Here is a 19,959-nt window from a genome sequence, read left to right as displayed (position 1 = left end):
ACTCGGCCGATATTACGCGATCAAGGTTGGACTTGACTTGGCCGCACGCCTTGCGTCACAGGCAACGTGAACCAGCAGCTGGGAGCCGCCGATGGCCATCGCATTCACCTTTCCGGGGCAGGGCAGCCAGGCTGTCGGCATGGGCAAGGACCTCGCCGATACCTTTGTGGAATCGCGGCGGATCTTCGAGGAAGTTGACGACGCGCTCGGCGAAAACCTATCGAAGCTGATCTGGGAAGGCCCGGAAGAGACGCTGACGCTGACCGCCAACGCCCAGCCGGCGCTGATGGCGGTGTCGCTTGCCGCAATCCGGGCGCTGGAGGCGCGCGGCTTCTCCCTGAACGGCAAGGTCACCTATGTCGCCGGCCACTCGCTCGGCGAATATTCGGCACTTGCGGCCGCAGGTTTCGTTTCGGTCGCCGACGCCGCCCGGCTGTTGCGCATCCGCGGCAATGCCATGCAGGCGGCTGTGCCGGCCGGCGAGGGCGCCATGGCGGCGATCATCGGGCTGGAACAGGCCGACGTCGAAGCCGCTTGCGCAGAGGCCGCCCAGGGCGCCGCCAAAGATCCCGCACAAGCCTTGGTTTGCCAGATCGCCAATGACAATGGCGGCGGCCAGCTGGTGATCTCCGGCGCCAGGCCAGCGGTCGAACTGGCGGCGAGGCTATGCACGGAGAAGGGCGCCAAGCGGGCGCTGATGCTGCAGGTCTCGGCGCCCTTCCATTCGGCATTGATGAAGCCTGCGGCCGAGATCATGCGGGAGGCGCTGGCCGCCGTGACGAAGAGTGCGCCGGTCGTGCCGCTGGTCTCCAATGTTACGGTGACCCCGACGAGCGATCCCGACGAGATCGCCCGCCGACTCGTCGAACAGGTGATCGGGCGCGTGCGCTGGCGCGAAACGGTGGAGTGGTTCGGCAGCAACGGCGTTGTGACGCTTTACGAAGTGGGCGCCGGCAAGGTGCTGTCGGGGCTGGCCCGCCGCATCAACCGCGACATTGCCACCAGCAGCATCGGATCGGCGGCGGAGGTCGAGACGGCACTTGCCGCCTTGGGTGACCACGTAGCTTGAATTCATCAGTGCTTGCCGCTACATGAATACATGTATCGCAACAAGGTGCGGCATGCCCACATCGATCCGCCTTTCTCCTGAAGTCGAGCAGCGCCTGGATTTTCTCGCGGCCAAGACTGGTCGCAGCAAGGCCTACTATCTGCGCGAGCTCATTGAACGTGGTCTGGAGGACTTGGAGGATTACTACCTGGCTGCCGAAGTCGTTGAGCGGATCAGGCGTGGTGAAGAAGACGTCATGAGAGCCGAGGACTTCTGGCGTGGCCTGGACGGTTGAATACGCCCACTCGGCGCGAAAATTTGTCGAAAAACTGGATCCGCAGACACGTCACCGTATCCGTGATTTTATTGAAAACCGCATTGCCGTTCTCGACAACCCGCGTGAACTCGGCAAACCGCTGAAGGGCCCGCTCGCAACCTTTTGGAGATATCGCGTCGGGGATTATCGCATCATTTGCGATGTGCAGGATAACCGGCTCGTCATTCTGGTGGTAACCATAGGCCACCGCGGCAACGTTTACAGATAGCCGAACTCACCGGCCCGTATGATTGGCCAGTACGATTTGGGAAGAGGATAAAGCATGTTCGAATTGACCGGCCGCAAGGCGCTCGTCACCGGCGCATCGGGAGGTATAGGCGAGGCGATCGCCCGCGTGCTGCACGGCCAGGGCGCCATCGTCGGCCTGCATGGCACACGTATCGAGAAATTGGAGGCGCTGGCCGCCGAACTGGGGGACCGGGTCAAGCTTTTCCCGGCCAATCTTTCCAACCGCGACGACGTCAAGGCGCTCGGCCAGAAGGCGGAAGCTGACCTCGAAGGCGTCGACATCCTCGTCAACAATGCCGGCATCACCAAGGACGGGTTGTTCGTGCGCATGGCTGACGCCGACTGGGATAGCGTGCTCGAGGTCAACCTGACCGCCGTGTTCCGGCTGACCCGCGAGCTTACCCATCCGATGATGCGGCGCCGCCATGGCCGCATCATCAACATCACTTCAGTGGTTGGCGTCATGGGTAATCCCGGCCAGACCAACTATTGCGCCTCCAAAGCCGGTATGATCGGCTTTTCCAAATCGCTGGCGCAGGAGATCGCCACCCGCAATATCACCGTCAACTGCGTCGCCCCGGGCTTCATCGAATCGGCGATGACCGCCAAGCTCAACGACAAGCAGAAAGAGGCGATCATGGCGGCGATCCCGACCCGGCGCATGGGCACGGGCGCCGAAGTCGCCTCAGCCGTCGCCTACCTCGCTTCCAACGAGGCAGCCTACGTCACCGGCCAGACCATTCATGTGAATGGCGGCATGGCAATGATCTAACACTTGGGAAAACGCTTCATTCCGTCTTGGATGCACGGGATTTTTCGTGTAATGCCGCCCGCAACCCGGCGGTTCGGGCAAAAACCGGTCCTGTTCCGCTGCGTTTCCGGCAGGACCATCTTTCAGCTTGATTAGCGGCATTCTGCCCGCTAACGAAGACAGACAACCAAAAGACGAGGATGCCCAAATGAGTGACACCGCAGAGCGCGTCAAGAAGATCGTCATCGAGCACCTTGGCGTCGATGCCGACAAGGTGACGGAGCAGGCGAGCTTCATCGATGATCTGGGCGCGGACAGCCTCGACACGGTCGAACTTGTCATGGCGTTCGAAGAAGAGTTCGGTGTCGAAATCCCGGACGACGCCGCCGAGACCATCCTGACTGTTGGCGATGCGGTGAAATACATCGACAAGGCCTCCGCCTGACGCTATTTGCAGTCATCACCGGGGAGGACCTGCGATGAGGCGTGTCGTCGTCACGGGCCTTGGGCTGCTTTCGCCGTTCGGCATGGGCTTCGAGCACAGCTGGAAGGAGCTTCTGACCGGCCGCAGCGCAGCCAAGCGCATCACCGAATTCGAGGTGGAAGACCTTGCCTGCAAGGTCGCCCACGTCATTCCGCGCGGTGACGGCTCCAATGCCACTTTCAATCCTGAAGCCGTTCTCGAGCCGAAGGAACTGCGCAAGATCGGCGACTTCATTCTGTACGGGATCGCGGCCGCCGACGAGGCCCTCAAGGATTCCGGCTGGCAGCCGAAGACGCATGAGGAACAGTGCGCCACCGGCGTGCTGATCGGTTCGGGCATCGGCGGCATCGAAGGCATCGCCGAGAATGCGATGATCCTCAAGGAACGCGGTCCGCGCCGCATCAGCCCATTCTTCATCCCTGGCCAGATCATCAACCTCGTCTCCGGTCAGGTCTCGATCCGGCATGGGCTGAAAGGCCCCAACCATGCCGTCGTCACCGCTTGCTCGACCGGTGCGCACGCCATCGGCGATGCCGCCCGGCTGATCATCTGGGGCGATGCCGACGTTATGGTCGCAGGCGGCGCCGAAGCGCCGGTGACGAGACTGTCGGTCGCGGGGTTCGCCGCTTGCCGCGCGCTCTCCACCGAGCGCAACGATGCGCCACAAACGGCCTCACGCCCCTATGATCGCGATCGCGACGGCTTCGTCATGGGCGAGGGCGCCGGTGTTGTCGTGCTCGAGGAGCTCGAACACGCCAAGGCCCGCGGCGCCAAGATCTATGCCGAGGTCACCGGCTACGGTCTGACCGGTGACGCCTATCACATCACCGCGCCTGCCGAGGACGGCGACGGCGCTTTCCGTTGCATGACCGCGGCGCTGAACCGGGCGAAGCTGACGCCGGCCGATGTCGACTACATCAACGCGCACGGCACCTCGACCATGGCCGATACGATCGAACTCGGCGCCGTCGAGCGGCTGGTCGGCAACGCCGCCTCGAAGATATCGATGTCGTCGACCAAATCGTCGATTGGCCACCTGCTGGGCGCGGCTGGTGCTGCCGAGGCGATCTTTTCGATCCTCGCCATTCGCGACAACATCGCGCCGCCGACCATCAATCTTGACAATCCGGAGCGCGAAACGGCGATCGACCTGGTGCCGCACAAGCCGCGGGCCCGGCAGATAGACGTGGCGCTGTCCAACTCCTTCGGCTTCGGTGGCACCAACGCCTCGCTCGTCTTCCAGCGCTACAATGGCTGACCGCTCTGCCGGTTTCCGTCTGCCGTCAATTTTGCCATATTCGCCCCTACTCTGCCCGAGGGGATTCGTCGCAAGATCAAATGGTAGGGCGCTATGAACACAAATCCGGCCGATAACGGGGAATTCGGGCAACGGCCAGCAACGCCCACGCCCGGCCCGATCGTGCCGAAGACGGCCAGCGAGGCGTTGCGGCCCGAGGCCGGCACGCCGCCGCCGAAGCGCTCGCGTGCCTCGCGCAGCCAGTTCGTCGTGTTCATGAACTTCGTCATCTCTTCGGTGATGCTGATGGTGCTGGCGGCAGGCGTTGCGCTGTATTTCGGCAAGCAGGAGTTCAACGAGCCCGGCCCGTCGGCCAATGGCGACACTTTCCTGGTCAAGCCGAATAGCGGCGTCCAGGAGATCGCCGACCAGCTTGAGCGGCGAGGGCTGATCAGCGACGCCCGCATTTTCCGCCTTGGCGTGCGCGCCTTCGGCAATGATTCCGCCCTGAAGGCCGGCGAATACGAGATCAAGCCGCAGGCGTCGATGCACGATATCATGGAACTGCTGAAGAGCGGCAAGTCGGTGATGTATTCGCTGACCATCCCCGAGGGGCTGACGGTCGAGCAGGCGCTGCAACGGATCGCCGAGCAGGACGCGCTGACCGGCGATATGCCGTCGACCACTCCACCTGAGGGCAGCCTCGCCACTGACACGCTGCGTTTCACCCGCGGCGCAACACGCCAGCAGATGGTCGACAAGCTTCTGGCCGACCAGAAGAAGCTGGTCGACGAGGTCTGGCAACGCCGAGCGCCGGATCTGCCGATCGCCAACGTTGAGGATTTTGTCACCCTGGCCTCTATCGTCGAGAAGGAGACCGGCAAGGGCGATGAACGCTCGCGCGTAGCCGCCGTCTTCCTCAACCGGCTGGCCAAGGGTATGCGGCTGCAGTCGGACCCGACCATCATCTACGGCCTGTTCGGCGGCAAAGGCAAACCCATCGACCGCCCGATCTATCAGTCGGACATCCAGAAGCCGACGCCCTACAACACCTATCTGATCAACGGGTTACCGCCGACGCCGATCGCCAATCCCGGCCGTGCGGCGCTGGAGGCTGTCGCCAATCCGTCGAAGACCAGCGATCTCTACTTCGTCGCCGACGGCAGCGGCGGGCACGTCTTTGCCTCGACGCTCGATGAGCATAACGAGAATGTCGCTCGCTACCGGGCACTGCTGAAAAAGCAGGCGCAGGACGCCGCCAAGGCCGGAGCAACCAATACCGGAGCCGACACGCCGGCGGGAGCCATCGTTGACGATGCAGGCCCCACCGCCGCCCAGTAGGGCCGGACGCCATCAGTTTGGCCCTGTGCATATCCGGGTGGATGTGCAAGGGCTGCCATGGCATTGAAATTCACATGGTCCTGTCCGGAGAAAATCGCTCCGGCTTGAGGGGCATTCGGCAAAGGGACGCACGGCTACATGAACTTGCAGAGCATGACCGGTTTTGCGCGCAGTGTCGCCGAACACGACGGCACTTCGATTGCCTGGGAAGCCAAGTCCGTCAACGGCAAAAGCGTCGAGGTCAGGCTGCGGCTGCCGCAAGGTTTCGACCGGTTGGAGCCGGCCGTCCGGCAGACGGTGCAGAAGCGTTTTGCGCGCGGCAATTTCCAGATGACGCTGACCATTGGCCGCGCCGCCGACGCGCAAGCGCAACCCGTGGTCAACGAGGCTTTCCTGAAGGATCTGGCGGGCTTGGCCAAGCGGCTGCAGGAGCAGTTCGGAGTAGCCCCTGCGGCGGCCGACGGCCTGCTTGCGCTGCGCGGCGTCCTCGACATTCCCGAAACCATCGAAACCGAAGAGGCGCGCAGTGCGCTCGATACCGCAATACTGTCGGCGCTGGAAGCAGCACTGAACGGACTGCAGCAGGCGCGCCAGGGCGAAGGTGCGGCACTTCGTTCCCTGCTGTCCGGCCATATCGATGCCATCGAGGCGCTGACGCTGCGGGCCGAGGCCGATCCATCACGCGAGCCGGCCACGATCCGCGAAAGGCTCGCCGAGCAGATCCGCCTGTTGATGGACGCGTCCGCCAATCTGGACGCCAGCCGGCTGCATATGGAAGCGGCGTTCCTGGCCACCAAGGCCGACATACGCGAGGAGATCGACCGGCTGAAGACGCACGTGGCGTCGGGGCGGGCGCTGCTCTCCGGCGGTGGGGCCATCGGCCGCAAGCTCGATTTCCTGGCACAGGAATTCAACCGCGAATCGAATACGCTGTGTTCCAAGTCGAATGCTGCCGCGGTCACCGCCATCGGGCTGGAACTGAAGGCGGTCGTCGACCAGTTTCGCGAACAGGTCCAGAATCTGGAATGATCCCGATGCCAAGCCACATGACTGCCAAGCCCCATGACCGCTAGGGATGTGGGTTCCCGCATTCGGCGCCGCGGGCTGATGCTGGTCTTGTCGTCGCCGTCAGGCGCCGGCAAGTCGACGATTGCGCGCAATCTGCTGGAGAGCGATTCCAGCCTGGAATTGTCGGTCTCGGTCACCACGCGGCCACGCCGCGGCAGCGAGATCGAGGGCGTCCATTACCACTTCCGTACCATGCGCGAGTTCGAGCGGCTGCGCGATTCCGATGCGCTGCTCGAATGGGCGGAGGTGCACGGCAATTGCTACGCGACGCCGCGCGAGCCGGCTGAACAGGCGCTGGCCGAAGGCCGCGACATGCTGTTCGACATCGACTGGCAAGGCGCTCAGCAGCTCAAGGAGAAGATGCGCGCCGACATCGTCTCGATATTCATCCTGCCGCCATCGATGAAGGAATTGAAGGCGCGGCTGAAGCGTCGCGCCGAGGACCAGGAAGCGGTGATCGAGACGCGGCTCAAGAACGCCCGCAACGAGATCGAGCACTGGAAGGAATATGATTTCGTCATCGTCAACGACGATCTCGACCGCGCTTTCGCCGAGGTGCGCGGCATCGTCACCGCCGAACGGCTCAGACGAGATCGCCGGCCCGGCCTGTTCGATTTCGTCTCGGGGCTGCTCGACGAGAAGACGGATTGATCAAGGCGCTTATCCCCGCGACCAGGATCAGATTGCGGCTGAGCGCGGCGTCGCGCAGCTCCAATGCAGCGGCGTATTCGGCCGAGCGATACCAGCGCCGCGCCGTGTCCATGTCGGGGAATTCGACGATGATCAGCGGCCCGGGAGACCAGTCGCCTTCCAACATTTCCACCTCGCCGCCGCGTACCAGATAGCGCCCGCCATGCTGGGCGATGGAGGCAGCCGCGTGGGCGCGATAGGCTTCGATAGCCTCTGCGTCACGGATCGTGACGTCGGAAATGACATAGGCGGCCACTGTTTGTCTCCGGGCAGGGTTTGTCCGGCTATCTATGCCATGAGAGCGGAAATTCCACGCGGACGCTTCCCGGCATCACACCGCGTTGGTCAGGCGAACGAATTCCTCGACGCTGAGCGTCTCCGCACGCCTGGTCGGATCGATGCCGGCGCGGGTGAGCAGCGCCTCGCCGCCGAGGCTTTTCACGCTCTGCCGCAGCATTTTCCGGCGCTGGCCGAATGCCGCTTCGGTGACGCGGCTGAGCCGTTTCACCTCGGCCGGCAAGGGGTTGGCACGCGGCACAAGATGCACCACCGAGGACGTCACCTTGGGTGGCGGCGTGAACGCCTGCGGCGGCACGTCGAAGGCAATCCTCGCCTCCGTCCGCCAGCCTGCCAGCACGCCGAGCCGACCATAGACATCGCTTCCGGGGCTGGCTGCAATGCGTTCGGCGACCTCGCGCTGGAACATCAGTGTCATCGATGTGTAGAAGGGCGGCCACTCGGTGACGGTCAGCCAGCGGATCAGCAATTCGGTGCCGATATTGTAGGGCAGGTTGGCGACGATTTTCGTCGGCCCGCCGCTTTCCCCTTTAGCAAGCGCTGCAAAATCGGTTTTCAGCGCATCGCCGGCTACGATCTCTAGCCGGCCCGGATAGTGGTTCGAGATCTCGGCCAGGGCCGCTAGGCAGCGCTCGTCGCGCTCGATGGCGACGACCCGCCGGGCGCCGTTGAGGAGCAGGGCCCGGGTCAGCCCGCCCGGACCGGGACCGACCTCGATAACCGTAACGTCGCTCAGGTCGCCGGCGGTTCGCGCAATCTTGCTTGTCAGGTTAAGGTCGAGCAGAAAATTCTGGCCCAGCGCCTTTTTCGCCTGCAGCCCATGGCGCTCGATCACCTCGCGCAGTGGCGGCAGGCCGTCTATGCTCATCGGGCTGGGCTCATCAGGCGGGCTCATCGGGTTAAGGCCATCGAATATGGCTGATTGGGCTCAGGGCCTACGGCCTTTTCCCGGTATCGGCAAGAACGCGAGCGAGTTTCAGCGCTGCAATCAGGCTGCCGGCACGGGCGATGCCCTTGCCGGCGATGTCGAAGGCGGTGCCGTGGTCGGGCGAGGTGCGGACGAAGGGCAGGCCGAGTGTGACGTTGACCGCCTCGTCAAACGCCAGCGCCTTGGCCGGGATCAGCGCCTGGTCATGATACATACAGAGCGCCACGTCGTAGCCGGCGCGGGCGCGAGCATGAAACAGCGTGTCGGCCGGCAACGGCCCGAAGGCGTCGATCCCTTCCTGCCTCAGCCGGTCGACCGCCGGGCGCACGATCCGCTCGTCTTCGGTGCCCATGGTGCCGCCTTCGCCGGCATGCGGGTTGAGGCCGGCAATGGCGAGCCGCGGCTTGGCAATTCCGAAGCGGTTCGCAAGGTCGGCGGCGGTGATGCGGCCGGTGGCGACGATAAGGTCCGTCGTCAGCGCTTTCGGCACCTCGGCCAGCGCGATGTGGATGGTGACCGGCACGGTGCGCAGGTCCGGTCCGGCAAGCAGCATCACAGGCGTCACTTCGGTGCCGGTGTGAAGCGATGCCAGATGCGCCAGATATTCGGTGTGGCCGGGAAAGCGAAAGCCGGCGTCGTAGAGCGACTTCTTGGCAATGGGGCAGGTGACGACCGCGGCAGCGCGGCCGGCCAGGCAGTCGGCAACGGCGCGGTCGATCGCCTCGATGATGCCGGCGGCGTTGGCTGGATCCGGGCGGCCGGGACTGTCGACGAAACGGGCAGCAAGCGCCACCACCGGCAGCGCGCGCGAAAACACCCCCGGCGCTAACGCCGGCGTCGTCTCGGCAATCGCGATATCGGTGCCGAGCCTGTGCGCTCGCGCGGCAATCAGTGCCGGATCGGCAAGGAGATAAAATGACGGAACGCCAGCGCTTTCGCGGGCCTGCCAAGCAGCGATGGCGATGTCCGGCCCCACGCCGGACGGATCGCCGACGCTCAACGCCAGCGGAAGCTCTGCGTCAGCCACGGCGCTTCGACTTCAGCGCTCGATTATGCGGGCTTTCTTCCGCAACTCCTCGACATATTTCTTCGAGAGTTCGTCGGCGTTCTTGTCGCTCGAACCTTCACTCTGGAACACCATCTGCGCGGCTTTGTCGTCTGACACTTCGCGCGACGAGCAGATGCCGATGAATTCGACACCGCGGTCGGTTTCGCGCGTCGTGGTGGCGCCGCCGACCTTTGTAGCCTTTATCTGCTCGGCCCAGTCCGCCGGCAATTGCGGCGCCAGCACCCGGCCGAGATCGCGAACGGTGACATCGATCAGGCCCTTGGCGAATTCGCGCGTGGTGTTGCAGCCGTTGAAGCGGGCGCGCATAGCGTCGGCTTCGCGTTTGCGCTTGGCCAGCGTCGCGCTGCGCTCGGCCGCCGGCACCACGAAGATGACCTGCTGCAGCATGTACTCTGTGGCGCTCGGTTTGCTGCCGCCTTTTTCGAGCATGCGCTTGACGAGGTCCTGCTCGCTCATGGCGCCGCCGCCGTCGCTAGAACGGTGACGCGCCGTCAGCGCCTGGTTCCAGGCCATCTGCGCCCGGATAAAGTCCTTGAAATGCTCCTTGGTGACGCCGGATTGCGCCATCGCGCCGTCAAGCTGCTTGAGCGGCATCTTGTTGCTGGTGGCGAAACGCTGATAAGCGGCATCGACCTGCTCGTCGCTGATGCGGATGCCGAGCCGCCGGGCTTCGGCCAGGCGCAGCGTCTGGTCGATCATTTCCTGGCCGGCATCGCCCTTTCTGTGCTGCAGGCGCAGGAAAGCGGCCCGATGCTGGATGTCGCCGGTGGTGATCGGTATATTGTTGACGACGTATTTGATCTCGGTGGCGAAAACTGGCCGCGTTACCGCGGTGGTCGAGAACGCCACCAGCAGCGCGAACCCTGCCGAAAAGAGGTATTTCCTCATCGAAAGCATCCCAATTCCATCCCGATTCAGCCGAAACCTATCCCAGTTCAGGCCGTCAAAATTCGTGCCTGCTCTATGCGGCGAAACAATGTCGTCCGCCAGCCGCCCCGTTGCCGACCGCTGCCCGTTATTGAATGGTGTCGATGGAGCGTTGCGACGAGCCGAAATCGCCGAGCGTGCGGAACGACAGGTTGAAGCCGACGTTCTGCGATACTTCCTTGGTGTTCAGGTCACGTCTTTCCGAAAACGTCATCAAATAGGTAAAGCACGAATCACTATAGGCAAAGCCGACCCCGTCCTTGACCAGAACGCTCTGCTCCAGATCATATGTGCCGGTGCCAAAGACGCGCCAATTCTCGGCAAGATGTGTCGAGGCGCCGAGCGTAACCTCATGGCGATCGGTTGAGAAGCCATAGAGTGGCTGCGCCTGGATGAAGGCGTATTTGGCGCTCAGCGATACCGGCAGGCCTGAAAAGGCGGCCTTTACCTCAGCGCGGCGGATCTCGAAGCTTTGCTCGTCGAAACGGCCGCTGACCGAGCCGGAAAACCCGCTGGGGCTGTTGAAGCCGACAAGGCCGACATAGTCGGAGGTTGCAGTTTCAAGGCCTGAATAGGCGCCGACATTGACCAGGTCCGGCGTGCCGAACGAGTTCTGGCCGCCCAGCTGGTAGGATTGGCCGAACACCGCATTGGTGCCCCAGCCATTGTCATATGCGCCGGAATAGCGCAGCCCGACATTGGCGCGTGTGCCGCCTTCCATGCGGTCATAGCCCGAGAATTTGTCGCGCTCGAACAGCGTCGTGGCGTCGAAGACGAAGCTCTGGGCGTCCTCGTTGGGGACCGCCAGCCCGCCGACATATTGCTCGTTCGGACGCATGAATACCTGCGCCATCGGTTCGAAGACATGGCTGGAACTGGTCATCGAAAACAGCACCGGCCAGCGCATCTCAAGGCCGGCGGTCGCCATGTAGCGGGCAAGCGATGAACGCATATCGTCCTCGACGCCGAGATTGGTCGCCATCTGGTTGACGGCGTCGAGCGAGGCCGAGGAGGCGTTGACGTAGCCGGCGTCGCCGCGCAGCGCCAGGAGCGGTGTCAGCAGCAGCCCGCCATCGGTGGTGAAGGTGCGCTTCCATTCGGCTTCCGCGGTAAGGCGCCCGGATTGACCGTCGATGCCGCGGACGTTGTTGACGGACGAAGGGATGCCCGAATTTGCAAGAGCCGTATCGAGCCTGTCGCGGTCAATGACCCGCGCGTTGACGTCGAACGACAGCTGCCCGCCGGCCACCGGCATGTCGGGGATATAGGCGTAGTCGAGCGAGGGTAGCACCCAGGGCTGCTTGGCGGCGCGTGCAGTCGGATCGCTGGCGAGCGTGTCTTCCTGAACCGCGAAGTGCATGGTGCGCACGTCGAAGTAATTGCGATCGTTGAGCCCCGTCAGGTACACCTCGGAGCGGTGCACGCTATCGTTGAAGCCATCGATGTCGTAGGTGCGCGCGAAATTCTCGTCGCTCTGCAGCAGGATGTCCCAGCCGAAGTCCCAGCGCGGGTTGATGGCGAACTGGCCCTGGGTGCCCATCATGCCGCGGAACCTGTTCGGGTCGCCTTCGGTACCCGAATTCACGTTGTGGCCATTGTCGTCGATGAAGGCGTCGGGATTCTCCTGCCGGATGCCCGCAATCTTCAGGCTGTACTGACCGTTGTTGAAGCGCTGCCTCCACTCGGCCTCACCGAGGAAACCTTGCTTGGTATAGCCGCTGCCAGTGACAGTGAGATCGTAGGTCGGCGAGAGCGCGAAATAATAGGGGACTTTAACACCGACGCCGAGATCGCTCTTGTAGGCGACGCCGGGGATCAGGAAGCCGCTCTTGCGCTTGACCGTTGGGTCGGCGATCTCGAAAGCCGGCAGATAGGCCAGCGGAAAGCCGAAGAACTCGAAATTCGAGTTCTCGAAGCGAACCGTCTTCTTCTCGCCGTTCCAGATGATCTTCCTGGCCTTGATACGCCAGGTCGGCGCTTTGTCGGGCTTGTCCTCGCACGGCTCGCAGGCGGTGTAGACGCCATTGTGGAACGTCGTCAGCACGCCGCCCATGCGCTCCGCGCTTTCGGCGGCGAAATACGCCTTGTCTATGGTCTCGACCCGCAGCGCGTTGACGAAGCCGTCGGCGAAATCGTCAGTGATGTCGGCATGTTGCGAATAGATTTTGGTGCCGTCGCTATTGACGAGTTCGACATTGCCGCTGGCGACGAGGCGTTTGGTGTTGCGGTTGTATTCGACCCGCTGGGCGACGAGACGGTTGCCGCCGTAGTCGATCTGGACGCCACCGACGGCCGTCACTGTCTGCTTGTCGTTGTCGTAGACCAGCGTATCGGCTGCCAACAGCATCTGCGTGCCGCTCGGAACCTTCGTTGCCAGCTCACTGACATCCTGGGCGAAAGCCGGAGCAACCGGGGCGGCGCTGGCAAGCAGGCATGCCAAGGCGCTCGCCGCAGAGAGGCGTGCCAAACCGGCGTGCCTATGGCTGCGCAAAACCGCCTCCCTCACTAGCCGTCTTCCTTGTATAGCAGGAATGTCACCCCGAAGAACATAGCCACGACAACCGGGACCCAAGCCGCTACGGCCGTGGGTACGAATCCCGCTACGCCGAATGCCTTGACCAGCACCGAAACGACATAAAGCAGAAACCCGGCCACGATGCCACCCAGAATCATCGTTGCCGACTGCCCCATCCTCGCAAATCGCATTGATACCGTTGCCGCAATCAGCGTCATCGCGACAAGCAGGAACGGCAGCGCAATCAGGGAATTGAACTGCATGGCGAAGGCATTTGCCTTGAGGCCGAAGGAGCGGGCCACTTCGATCTTGCCGGGCAGATCGTAGAAGGGAATGGTCTCAGGGCGCGCCAATCGCTCTTGCACGAATTCCGGCTTGAGATTGGTCGGCAGCCGATCGCTGGGTAACGACTGGATGGTACCGTCCCGGAACACCTTGACGTCCTGCAATTCCCAGTAGCCGTCCCGCAAAAAGGCGCGCGCCGCATCCCTGCGCTCGATGATGTCGCCTTGCGGGCTGAAGCTGAAGAAGACCGCGTCGGCCATCTCCAGGCCTTGATTGAGAATGGCGCGCGCGCCGATGATGGTGTCGCCGGCGTTGGTTTTCTGCCTGATCCAGGGCGCAGCATCGGCCGAGACGCTGTTCGACTTGCCCGAGCGGAGCTGGGTCTCGATCTCCTCGGACCAGGAATAGGCGTGCGCGGCTACCGGATTGATGACGCCGACCGACAAGGCTCCAAACAGCAGCGCCCCGATGCAGCACGGCAGCAGGAATTGCCATGCGGAAACCCCGGCGGAACGGGCAATGACCAATTCGTATTTGCGGTTGAGCGACACCAACGTCGCCATCGCCGAGAACAGGCCGACGAACGGCACCGTCTGCAGCATGATCATCGGCATCCTGAGCCCCGAAATGGCGAACGCAGTTGCGTAGGTGAAGCCCGGCACGCCAGTCGTGCGGCCGGAAAGCTCGGTGAAATCGATCAGGAACACCAGCGCCAAGAGGCCGATGAAGAACCAGATGGTGATCGTCACATAGCGAAAGAAGAAGTACCGACCCAGAGTCCAGCCCATCAGCCGGCTCCCTGTCCGGATGCGCCACGCCCGGCAAAACGGAGCTTGATGGCGCTCCAGCCGTCACTGAAGCGGCCGGCAAGATTGGTTATCCAATCGGCCCAGGCAACCGGCAGTTCCATGGTCCGGTTGGAAACAATGAACCAGATGGCGATCGCCGATGCCACGATCGGGACGCCGTAGACCATATAGGCATATTGCGGCACCTTGTCGGCCTTGCCGGCGGCAAAGAACCCGAGCCAGCGCACGAACAGCGCGATCGCGATTGCCGTGATCAGCGGGTGCACACGCGCCTCGCGATGCGAGCGCGCATCTCCGGCAACGGCGAGCGCGATCAGCGCGAAGACGAGCGAATAGGACCACTCGGAAAAACGCTGGTTGAGTTCGGCCAGGTACCTGTTCGGCTTTTGCTGGTACATCTTGTCGTTCGGACTGGGATTGAGCAGATACTGGGTCGTCCGGTCCTTCGGCAAAAGCAGGATGTCAGATGATGCCGACATGAAAGCGGACAAGTCGAAGGCGTAGGAGGTGAACCGGATCACCGAGAGGTCGCCGGTCATGGTTTTGCGATGGATGACGCCGTCATTCATCATCAGCACCTTCTCGTCGCCGCGTTCGATGATGCTGCCGGTCTTGGCGTAGTAGATGAGATTGACGCCTTCTTCGCGCGAATCGGCGACGAAGATGCCGCCGAGGCGGTTGTCGGGAAGCCGTTCGCCAACCTGCAGGAACAGGCCGTCGTCGATCTTGCGGAAGGTGCCTTCCTGGATGATCAACGACAACAGATCGGCACGCGATGACGCAATCAACTCGCGGTTCTTCTGCCGTGCGTAAGGGTCGACGCCATTGTCGACGGCGAAGGAAAAAACGCTGGCTGCAAGTGCCAGAAGCATGATCGGCCTGACGATGGTCCAGCGTGAAGCGCCGGCGGCATTGATGACGGCCAGCTCCGAATCCGAATTCATCACGCTGAGGATCTGGGCGACCGCGACCACCAGGGCGAACGGCACGACGATCGGAACGATCGTCGGGATGATCAGCGCTGCGACTTCGAAGAAGGTGAGGGCCGACTGACCGCTATCGGTGACGAGGTCGATGCGGGCGAGCACCTGAGTCGTCCAGACGATCGCCAGCGTCCAGACGAGCGCCAGCGCGAATACCGCGAAAGCACGGCGCATGATGTAACGTTCAACGACCTTCATGAAGGCTTTTCTCGGCGATTTCGAACGGCATCATGCCTTGGAACAAGGTAGTCGTCCGGCGCCGGCTGCACAACTGGCTCAGTTTGGCGGTTCGATCTGGGTTCTGTCCCGGATCGCAAAATCCGCTGGGCCGGAGTGTCGGCGGCAATGGATAAGAAAGAGCGAACATTGTTGGTTAACAACAGGTTGCGGCGGGAAGCGGGGCCGTGCCGCGACGAATCGTGGATGGTTCGATATCGCATATGGGAGCGATTTCGGCCAAAGTCTTGTCAAATGCGGCAAAACGACCAAATGTCGCGCCGGTCGCGACCGCCGCGGCGTGATAAGACGGGTCAGGATCTGTTGAGTCCCAGCATGGAAGCGGAAAAATTGCGCGGTCAAACCGGTCGGGAAACGGTCTTTGACGGCGCGATCGTGGTCGGCGCCGGCGCGGCCGGCCTTGCCGCCGCCCACGCCTTGATGAAGGCCGGCGTACCGACGCTCGTCCTGGAAAAGGAGAGCCGGCTTGCTGAACCCTGGCATCGGCGGCACCAGCGGCTGCACCTCAATACGCATCGCGATCTCTCGACGCTGCCCGGCATCGGCTATCCCGCAGGCACCCCGGCTTTTCCGCATAAATCGGCCGTCATTCGCCATCTGAACGATTTCAGCCAGGCGCATGGTCTGCCGGTCGCATTCGGCGTTGCCGTTGAAGAGATCACGTTCGATGGCGATCACTGGACCGTGCGGACGAACGCCGGACGTCGTCTGGCGCGTCATGTCGTCGTCGCAACCGGGCGCGACCGGCAGCCGTTTATTCCCGCGTGGAAAGGCATGAAGGATTTTGCAGGCCGGATTATCCATTCGGCCGATTTTGGCGAGGCGAAGGACTACGTCGGCAAAAAGGTGTTGGTCGTCGGAGCCGGCAATTCGGGGTTCGACGCACTCAACCATCTTGCGAATGCAGATGCCCAAAGCATCTGGCTGTCGGCCCGCAACGGCCCGTCGCTGCTGCCGAAACGCATCGGCAAGGTCGCCGTCCACAGGCTTTCACCGTTGATGGCGAGCTTGCCGGTGCGGCTGGCCGATGCGGTGATGGCGACAACCCAGCGCCTGGTTTTCGGCGACCTGACGAAATTTGGGCTTCCGCCGGCTCCCATAGGCGGTGCGAGCCGTCTGAGCGCCGACTACACGGCGATCGCAGCCGATGACGGCGCGGTTCGCGCCATAAAGGCAGGCACGATCGTGGTGGTGCCACCATTGCGGGAATTTACCCAAGACGGCATCGTATTGAATGACGGCAGGTTGATCACGCCCGATATCGTCATTGCGGCGACCGGCTATCGCACCGGTCTGGAGCAGATGTTCGGCAAGCTCGGCGTTCTCGACGGCAAGGGCGTTCCGCTTTTCAACGGCGGCGATGCCGATCCGAAATTGCCCGGTCTGTGGTTTACCGGCATGCGGCCGAGCATTCGCGGTTGTTTCGCCAACGCCCGCATTCAGGCCAGGGCGATAGCGGCGCGGATTGTCAAGCAGCGATGATGAGCCGGACTATGCCGATTGTTCCGCCCGCAATAGACACGCCTTGTTGAGCGTGCTCGAACCGAAAGGTCAATGGTCATGACGCCAGTCAGCATTCGCTACATGGTCGATGATGTCGCCGCCTCGATCGACTTCTACTGTGGACATCTGGGCTTCGCTGTTGAACAGGACGCGCGACCGGCTTTTGCTTCCGTGACACGCGGCGCTTTACGGCTCCTTCTAAGCGGCCCCGGCAGTTCGGGTGCACGGGCGATGCCGGATGGCCGGCAGCCGGTGCCGGGAGGTTGGAATCGCATCCTGTTGGTGGTGCCGGACCTGAAAGAAGAGGTTGCGCGCCTCAAGAGTGCTGGACTTGTCTTTCGCAACGATATCATAACGGGCGTCGGCGGTTCCCAGACGCTGCTCGAAGATCCATCGGGCAATGTTATCGAGCTGTTTCAACCCGCCGCTCACTGACGAACGTTTCTCGCAATAATCCAACTCACTTCCCCGAAAGCAGGACATGATGAATTCGAGACCCTCGATCGCCTTTGCCAAATTCGCCGCGCCCAAAAAAGGCAGCGTTTTCGTTCTGGTGGCCGACGAGGGCGGCCTCAGCGATGCCGCCAGGGCTTGCGATCCGGCAAAGACCCTCGAGCGGGCTTTTCCGGTCGCCGACTTCACCGGCAAATTCGCCAGCCTGGTCGAAGTGCTGGCACCGGAAGGGACATCGATCGAGCGGCTGGTGGCGGTCGGTGCCGGCAAGGGCTCCAATCTCGATGATTACGCCTGGCTGAAGCTCGGCGGCACGATTGCCGCATCCTTTCGCAAGGCAACCGAAGTGGCCGTCGTGCTCGATCTTCCCGGTGCGGCCGTCAGCGGCAGGCAAGCCGTTCAGCTTGCAGCGGGCATCCTGCTGCGCAGCTATTCCTTCGACAAGTACAAGACCAAAAAGAACAATGGTGACGACAGGGGCGAGCCAAAAAAGCCGGTCAAGGTGACTATTCACACCGCCGATCCGGCAGCTGCAAAGAAGGCCTTCGCCGATGAAGCGGCGGTGATCGACGGCGTCTTGCTGGCGCGCGATTTGGTCAATGAACCGGCCAATGTTTTGGGACCGGTGGAATTCGCCGCCCGCATCGCCGAACTGGAGGCGCTCGGCGTCACGGTCGAGATCCTGGCCGAGAAGGAGATGAAGAAGCTCGGCATGGGTTCGCTGCTGGGCGTAGCGCAGGGTTCGCCGCGTGGCGCCCGCATCGCGGTCATGCGGTGGGACGGCGGCAAGGCCAAGGAAAGCCCGGTCGCCTTCGTCGGCAAGGGCGTCACCTTCGACACCGGCGGCAATTCGATCAAGCCGGCGTCGGGCATGGAGGACATGAAGGGCGACATGGGCGGCGCTGCTGCCGTCACCGGGCTGATGCACGCGCTGGCCGCGCGCAAGGCGAAGGTCAATGTCGTCGGCATTGTCGGGCTGGTTGAAAACGCCGTCGACGGCCACGCTCAGCGACCGGGCGACATTGTCACCTCGATGTCGGGTCAGACTATCGAAGTGCTCAATACCGACGCCGAGGGCCGCCTGGTGCTGGCCGATGCGCTCTGGTACTGCAACGACCGCTTCCAGCCGAAATTCATGATCAATCTGGCGACGCTGACCGGCGCCATCATGGTCGCGCTCGGCCAGCATTATGCCGGCCTGTTCTCCAACAATGACGAGTTGGCGGACCGGTTGACGGCGGCCGGACAGGCGACGCAGGAGCGGGTGTGGCGCATGCCGCTCGGTGCCGAATACGACAAGCTGATCGATTCCAAGAATGCTGACATGAAGAACATCGGCGGCCGCCATGGCGGCGCCATTATCGCCGCGCAGTTCCTGCAGCGCTTCGTCAAGGACACGCCCTGGGCGCATCTCGACATCGCCGGCACCGCGATGGGCGCGCCTTCCAACGAGATCAACCAGTCATGGGCTTCAGGCTTCGGCGTCAGGCTGCTCGACCGGCTGGTGCGCGATCATTACGAGCAATGAGCGGCTGGGGCGGGAGTCCGACAATGTAGACTGAACGCATGGCCGAGATTCTGTTTTATCACCTGACCGAATCGACGCTGGAGGATGCGTTGCCCGGCCTCCTGGAGCGCAGTATCGATCGCGGCTGGCGTGCCGTGGTGCAGACCGGCACCGAGGAACGGCGCGACGCGCTGGACCAGCATCTGTGGACTTTCCGGGACGATTCATTCCTGGCCCACGCAACGGATCGCGAAGCCCATCCCGCCGAGCAGCCGGTGCTTCTGACCGTCGGCCCTGACAATCCGAACCAGGCGCAGATACGCTTCCTGGTCGATGGGGCGGTGCCGCCGGAGCTTGGCGGCTACCAGCGCGCCGTGTTCCTGTTCGACGGTCACGATGCAGCCCAGCTAGAGGCGGCACGCACGCACTGGAAGACAATGAAGGAGGCCGGCCACACCGTGACCTACTGGCAGCAAACGCCTGACCGGCGCTGGGAACGCAAGGCTTAGAGAATTTGCCGGCAAGGGAATCACTGGCGCCGCAAGAGTGCGACGACAAAAAGATGGACCGCCGGCTATTCAGAAGACCGGAGCAAGCCCGATGCCGCCCGATGAACGAACGCCAGGCATGCCGATAGATGCCGCACTTGTTCGCCGGCTGATTGCCGCGCAGTTCCCCAAATGGGCGGACCTGCCGGTAGAGACGGTCGAGCCTGGCGGCTGGGACAACCGCACGTTCCGGCTGGGCGACAGCATGTCGGTGCGGCTGCCGAGCGCTGCCGCCTATGTCGCCCAGGTCGAGAAGGAGCATCGCTGGCTGCCCCGCTTGGCGCCTCACCTACCTCTGCCGATACCCGTGCCGCTGGCCAAAGGCGCGCCCGGGGAAGGCTATCCATGGCCTTGGTCCGTCTATCGCTGGCTTGGCGGCAGACCGGCGGCTGGTGGACTGATTGCCGATCTTACTGAGTTCGCCCGTTCGCTGGCCGGCTTTCTGGTTGCGCTCTACCGGATCGACGCTGCCGACGGGCCACCGGCAGGGCAGCATAATTTCCACCGCGGTGGCCGGCTTTCGGTCTACGACGCCGAGACCCGAGCCGCGCTCTCGGCGCTCGGCGGCCGCATCGACAAGGCCGCCGCCGAGGCCGTGTGGGCGACCGCCCATGGCGGGCCGGAGGGGCAGGCCGCGGGGGGGGGGCGCTGGGGCGTCCGGCACGGGCGGAAGAGGAGGTGAGTAGGGTGGCGTGGACAGGGACGCCGGTTGGT

Annotated in this window: 20 protein-coding genes and 1 pseudogene; 14 read left to right on the top strand and 7 right to left on the bottom strand. The window is 63.1% G+C overall.

The genetic code is table 11. The annotated features are described in order from the left end of the window. Nucleotides 1–91 precede the first annotated feature (91 nt). From fabD to gmk, 9 genes are all read left to right on the top strand, one after another. Nucleotides 92–1,069 carry an ACP S-malonyltransferase gene (gene fabD / locus NKH60_RS06115; protein WP_352471091.1) on the top strand — a complete coding sequence of 326 codons (978 nt, stop codon included), beginning with the start codon at nucleotides 92–94 and terminating at the stop codon, nucleotides 1,067–1,069. Between the two features lie 52 nt (nucleotides 1,070–1,121). After that, complete coding sequence (gene relB / locus NKH60_RS06110; protein WP_352871468.1) at nucleotides 1,122–1,343, top strand: type II toxin-antitoxin system RelB family antitoxin; 222 nt, start codon at nucleotides 1,122–1,124, stop codon at nucleotides 1,341–1,343. Then, nucleotides 1,327–1,593: a type II toxin-antitoxin system RelE family toxin gene (locus tag NKH60_RS06105; RefSeq protein ID WP_352871466.1), complete on the top strand. Its 267-nt coding sequence runs from the start codon at nucleotides 1,327–1,329 to the stop codon at nucleotides 1,591–1,593. Before relB ends, NKH60_RS06105 begins: the two co-directional genes overlap by 17 nt. 54 nt (nucleotides 1,594–1,647) lie before the next feature. After that, nucleotides 1,648–2,385 (top strand): 3-oxoacyl-[acyl-carrier-protein] reductase, encoded by a 738-nt coding sequence (gene fabG / locus NKH60_RS06100; protein WP_352471093.1) that lies wholly within the window; start codon nucleotides 1,648–1,650, stop codon nucleotides 2,383–2,385. Between the two features lie 187 nt (nucleotides 2,386–2,572). Then, nucleotides 2,573–2,809 carry an acyl carrier protein gene (locus NKH60_RS06095; RefSeq protein WP_006203723.1) on the top strand — a complete coding sequence of 79 codons (237 nt, stop codon included), beginning with the start codon at nucleotides 2,573–2,575 and terminating at the stop codon, nucleotides 2,807–2,809. A gap of 34 nt (nucleotides 2,810–2,843) precedes the next feature. Then, nucleotides 2,844–4,106: a beta-ketoacyl-ACP synthase II gene (gene fabF / locus NKH60_RS06090; RefSeq protein ID WP_352454402.1), complete on the top strand. Its 1,263-nt coding sequence runs from the start codon at nucleotides 2,844–2,846 to the stop codon at nucleotides 4,104–4,106. A gap of 93 nt (nucleotides 4,107–4,199) precedes the next feature. Further along, complete coding sequence (mltG, locus tag NKH60_RS06085; RefSeq protein WP_352471094.1) at nucleotides 4,200–5,426, top strand: endolytic transglycosylase MltG; 1,227 nt, start codon at nucleotides 4,200–4,202, stop codon at nucleotides 5,424–5,426. A gap of 138 nt (nucleotides 5,427–5,564) precedes the next feature. Beyond that, the gene (locus NKH60_RS06080; protein ID WP_352871463.1) at nucleotides 5,565–6,455 is read left to right on the top strand and encodes a YicC/YloC family endoribonuclease; all 891 of its coding nucleotides are present in this window, start codon (nucleotides 5,565–5,567) and stop codon (nucleotides 6,453–6,455) included. Between the two features lie 33 nt (nucleotides 6,456–6,488). Beyond that, nucleotides 6,489–7,145 (top strand): guanylate kinase, encoded by a 657-nt coding sequence (gene gmk, locus NKH60_RS06075; RefSeq protein WP_023677701.1) that lies wholly within the window; start codon nucleotides 6,489–6,491, stop codon nucleotides 7,143–7,145. Here gmk and NKH60_RS06070 read toward each other — a convergent pair. The 7 genes from NKH60_RS06070 to lptF all read right to left on the bottom strand — a co-directional run bounded on the left by NKH60_RS06070 (nucleotide 7,078) and on the right by lptF (nucleotide 15,195). Beyond that, complete coding sequence (locus tag NKH60_RS06070) at nucleotides 7,078–7,440, bottom strand: DUF1330 domain-containing protein (RefSeq protein ID WP_352818228.1); 363 nt, start codon at nucleotides 7,438–7,440, stop codon at nucleotides 7,078–7,080. The genes gmk and NKH60_RS06070 overlap by 68 nt on opposite strands. A gap of 75 nt (nucleotides 7,441–7,515) precedes the next feature. Further along, a complete protein-coding gene (rsmA, locus tag NKH60_RS06065) occupies nucleotides 7,516–8,349 on the bottom strand; it encodes a 16S rRNA (adenine(1518)-N(6)/adenine(1519)-N(6))-dimethyltransferase RsmA (protein ID WP_352818225.1) in 834 nt (277 codons plus the stop codon). 67 nt (nucleotides 8,350–8,416) lie between these two features. After that, nucleotides 8,417–9,436: a 4-hydroxythreonine-4-phosphate dehydrogenase PdxA gene (pdxA, locus tag NKH60_RS06060; protein ID WP_352871460.1), complete on the bottom strand. Its 1,020-nt coding sequence runs from the start codon at nucleotides 9,434–9,436 to the stop codon at nucleotides 8,417–8,419. A gap of 12 nt (nucleotides 9,437–9,448) precedes the next feature. Continuing rightward, on the bottom strand, nucleotides 9,449–10,375 hold the full coding sequence (locus tag NKH60_RS06055; RefSeq protein ID WP_352453231.1) for a peptidylprolyl isomerase: 927 nt from the start codon (nucleotides 10,373–10,375) through the stop codon (nucleotides 9,449–9,451). Between the two features lie 118 nt (nucleotides 10,376–10,493). Next, nucleotides 10,494–12,911: an LPS-assembly protein LptD gene (locus NKH60_RS06050; RefSeq protein ID WP_352871457.1), complete on the bottom strand. Its 2,418-nt coding sequence runs from the start codon at nucleotides 12,909–12,911 to the stop codon at nucleotides 10,494–10,496. After that, a complete protein-coding gene (lptG, locus tag NKH60_RS06045; protein ID WP_352493163.1) occupies nucleotides 12,911–13,996 on the bottom strand; it encodes an LPS export ABC transporter permease LptG in 1,086 nt (361 codons plus the stop codon). The genes NKH60_RS06050 and lptG overlap by 1 nt, the downstream gene beginning before the upstream one ends. Next, entirely contained in the window at nucleotides 13,993–15,195 is a 1,203-nt protein-coding gene (lptF, locus tag NKH60_RS06040) for an LPS export ABC transporter permease LptF (RefSeq protein ID WP_352471099.1), read from the bottom strand. Before lptF ends, lptG begins: the two co-directional genes overlap by 4 nt. Nucleotides 15,196–15,549: 354 nt before the next feature. On the opposite strand from lptF, the gene NKH60_RS06035 reads away from it, so the two are divergent. From NKH60_RS06035 to NKH60_RS06015, 5 genes and pseudogenes are all read left to right on the top strand, one after another. Continuing rightward, nucleotides 15,550–16,716 carry a flavin-containing monooxygenase gene (locus tag NKH60_RS06035; RefSeq protein WP_352871455.1) on the top strand — a complete coding sequence of 389 codons (1,167 nt, stop codon included), beginning with the start codon at nucleotides 15,550–15,552 and terminating at the stop codon, nucleotides 16,714–16,716. A 72-nt stretch (nucleotides 16,717–16,788) separates the two neighbouring features. Then, nucleotides 16,789–17,172, top strand: coding sequence for a VOC family protein (locus NKH60_RS06030; RefSeq protein ID WP_352471101.1), 384 nt, complete (start codon nucleotides 16,789–16,791; stop codon nucleotides 17,170–17,172). A gap of 49 nt (nucleotides 17,173–17,221) precedes the next feature. Further along, nucleotides 17,222–18,718 (top strand): leucyl aminopeptidase, encoded by a 1,497-nt coding sequence (locus tag NKH60_RS06025; protein WP_352871624.1) that lies wholly within the window; start codon nucleotides 17,222–17,224, stop codon nucleotides 18,716–18,718. Between the two features lie 38 nt (nucleotides 18,719–18,756). After that, complete coding sequence (locus tag NKH60_RS06020) at nucleotides 18,757–19,206, top strand: DNA polymerase III subunit chi (RefSeq protein WP_023719810.1); 450 nt, start codon at nucleotides 18,757–18,759, stop codon at nucleotides 19,204–19,206. 91 nt (nucleotides 19,207–19,297) lie between these two features. After that, nucleotides 19,298–19,855 (top strand): annotated as a pseudogene (locus tag NKH60_RS06015) (phosphotransferase); the annotation flags it as partial. Nucleotides 19,856–19,959: the final 104 nt, after the last annotated feature.

The sequence above is a fragment of the Mesorhizobium sp. M1006 genome, from assembly GCF_040318825.1.
GTDB lineage: Bacteria > Pseudomonadota > Alphaproteobacteria > Rhizobiales > Rhizobiaceae > Mesorhizobium.
The sequence above is the reverse complement of the archived record's forward strand: the minus strand, read 5'-3'. Positions and strand labels throughout refer to the sequence as shown.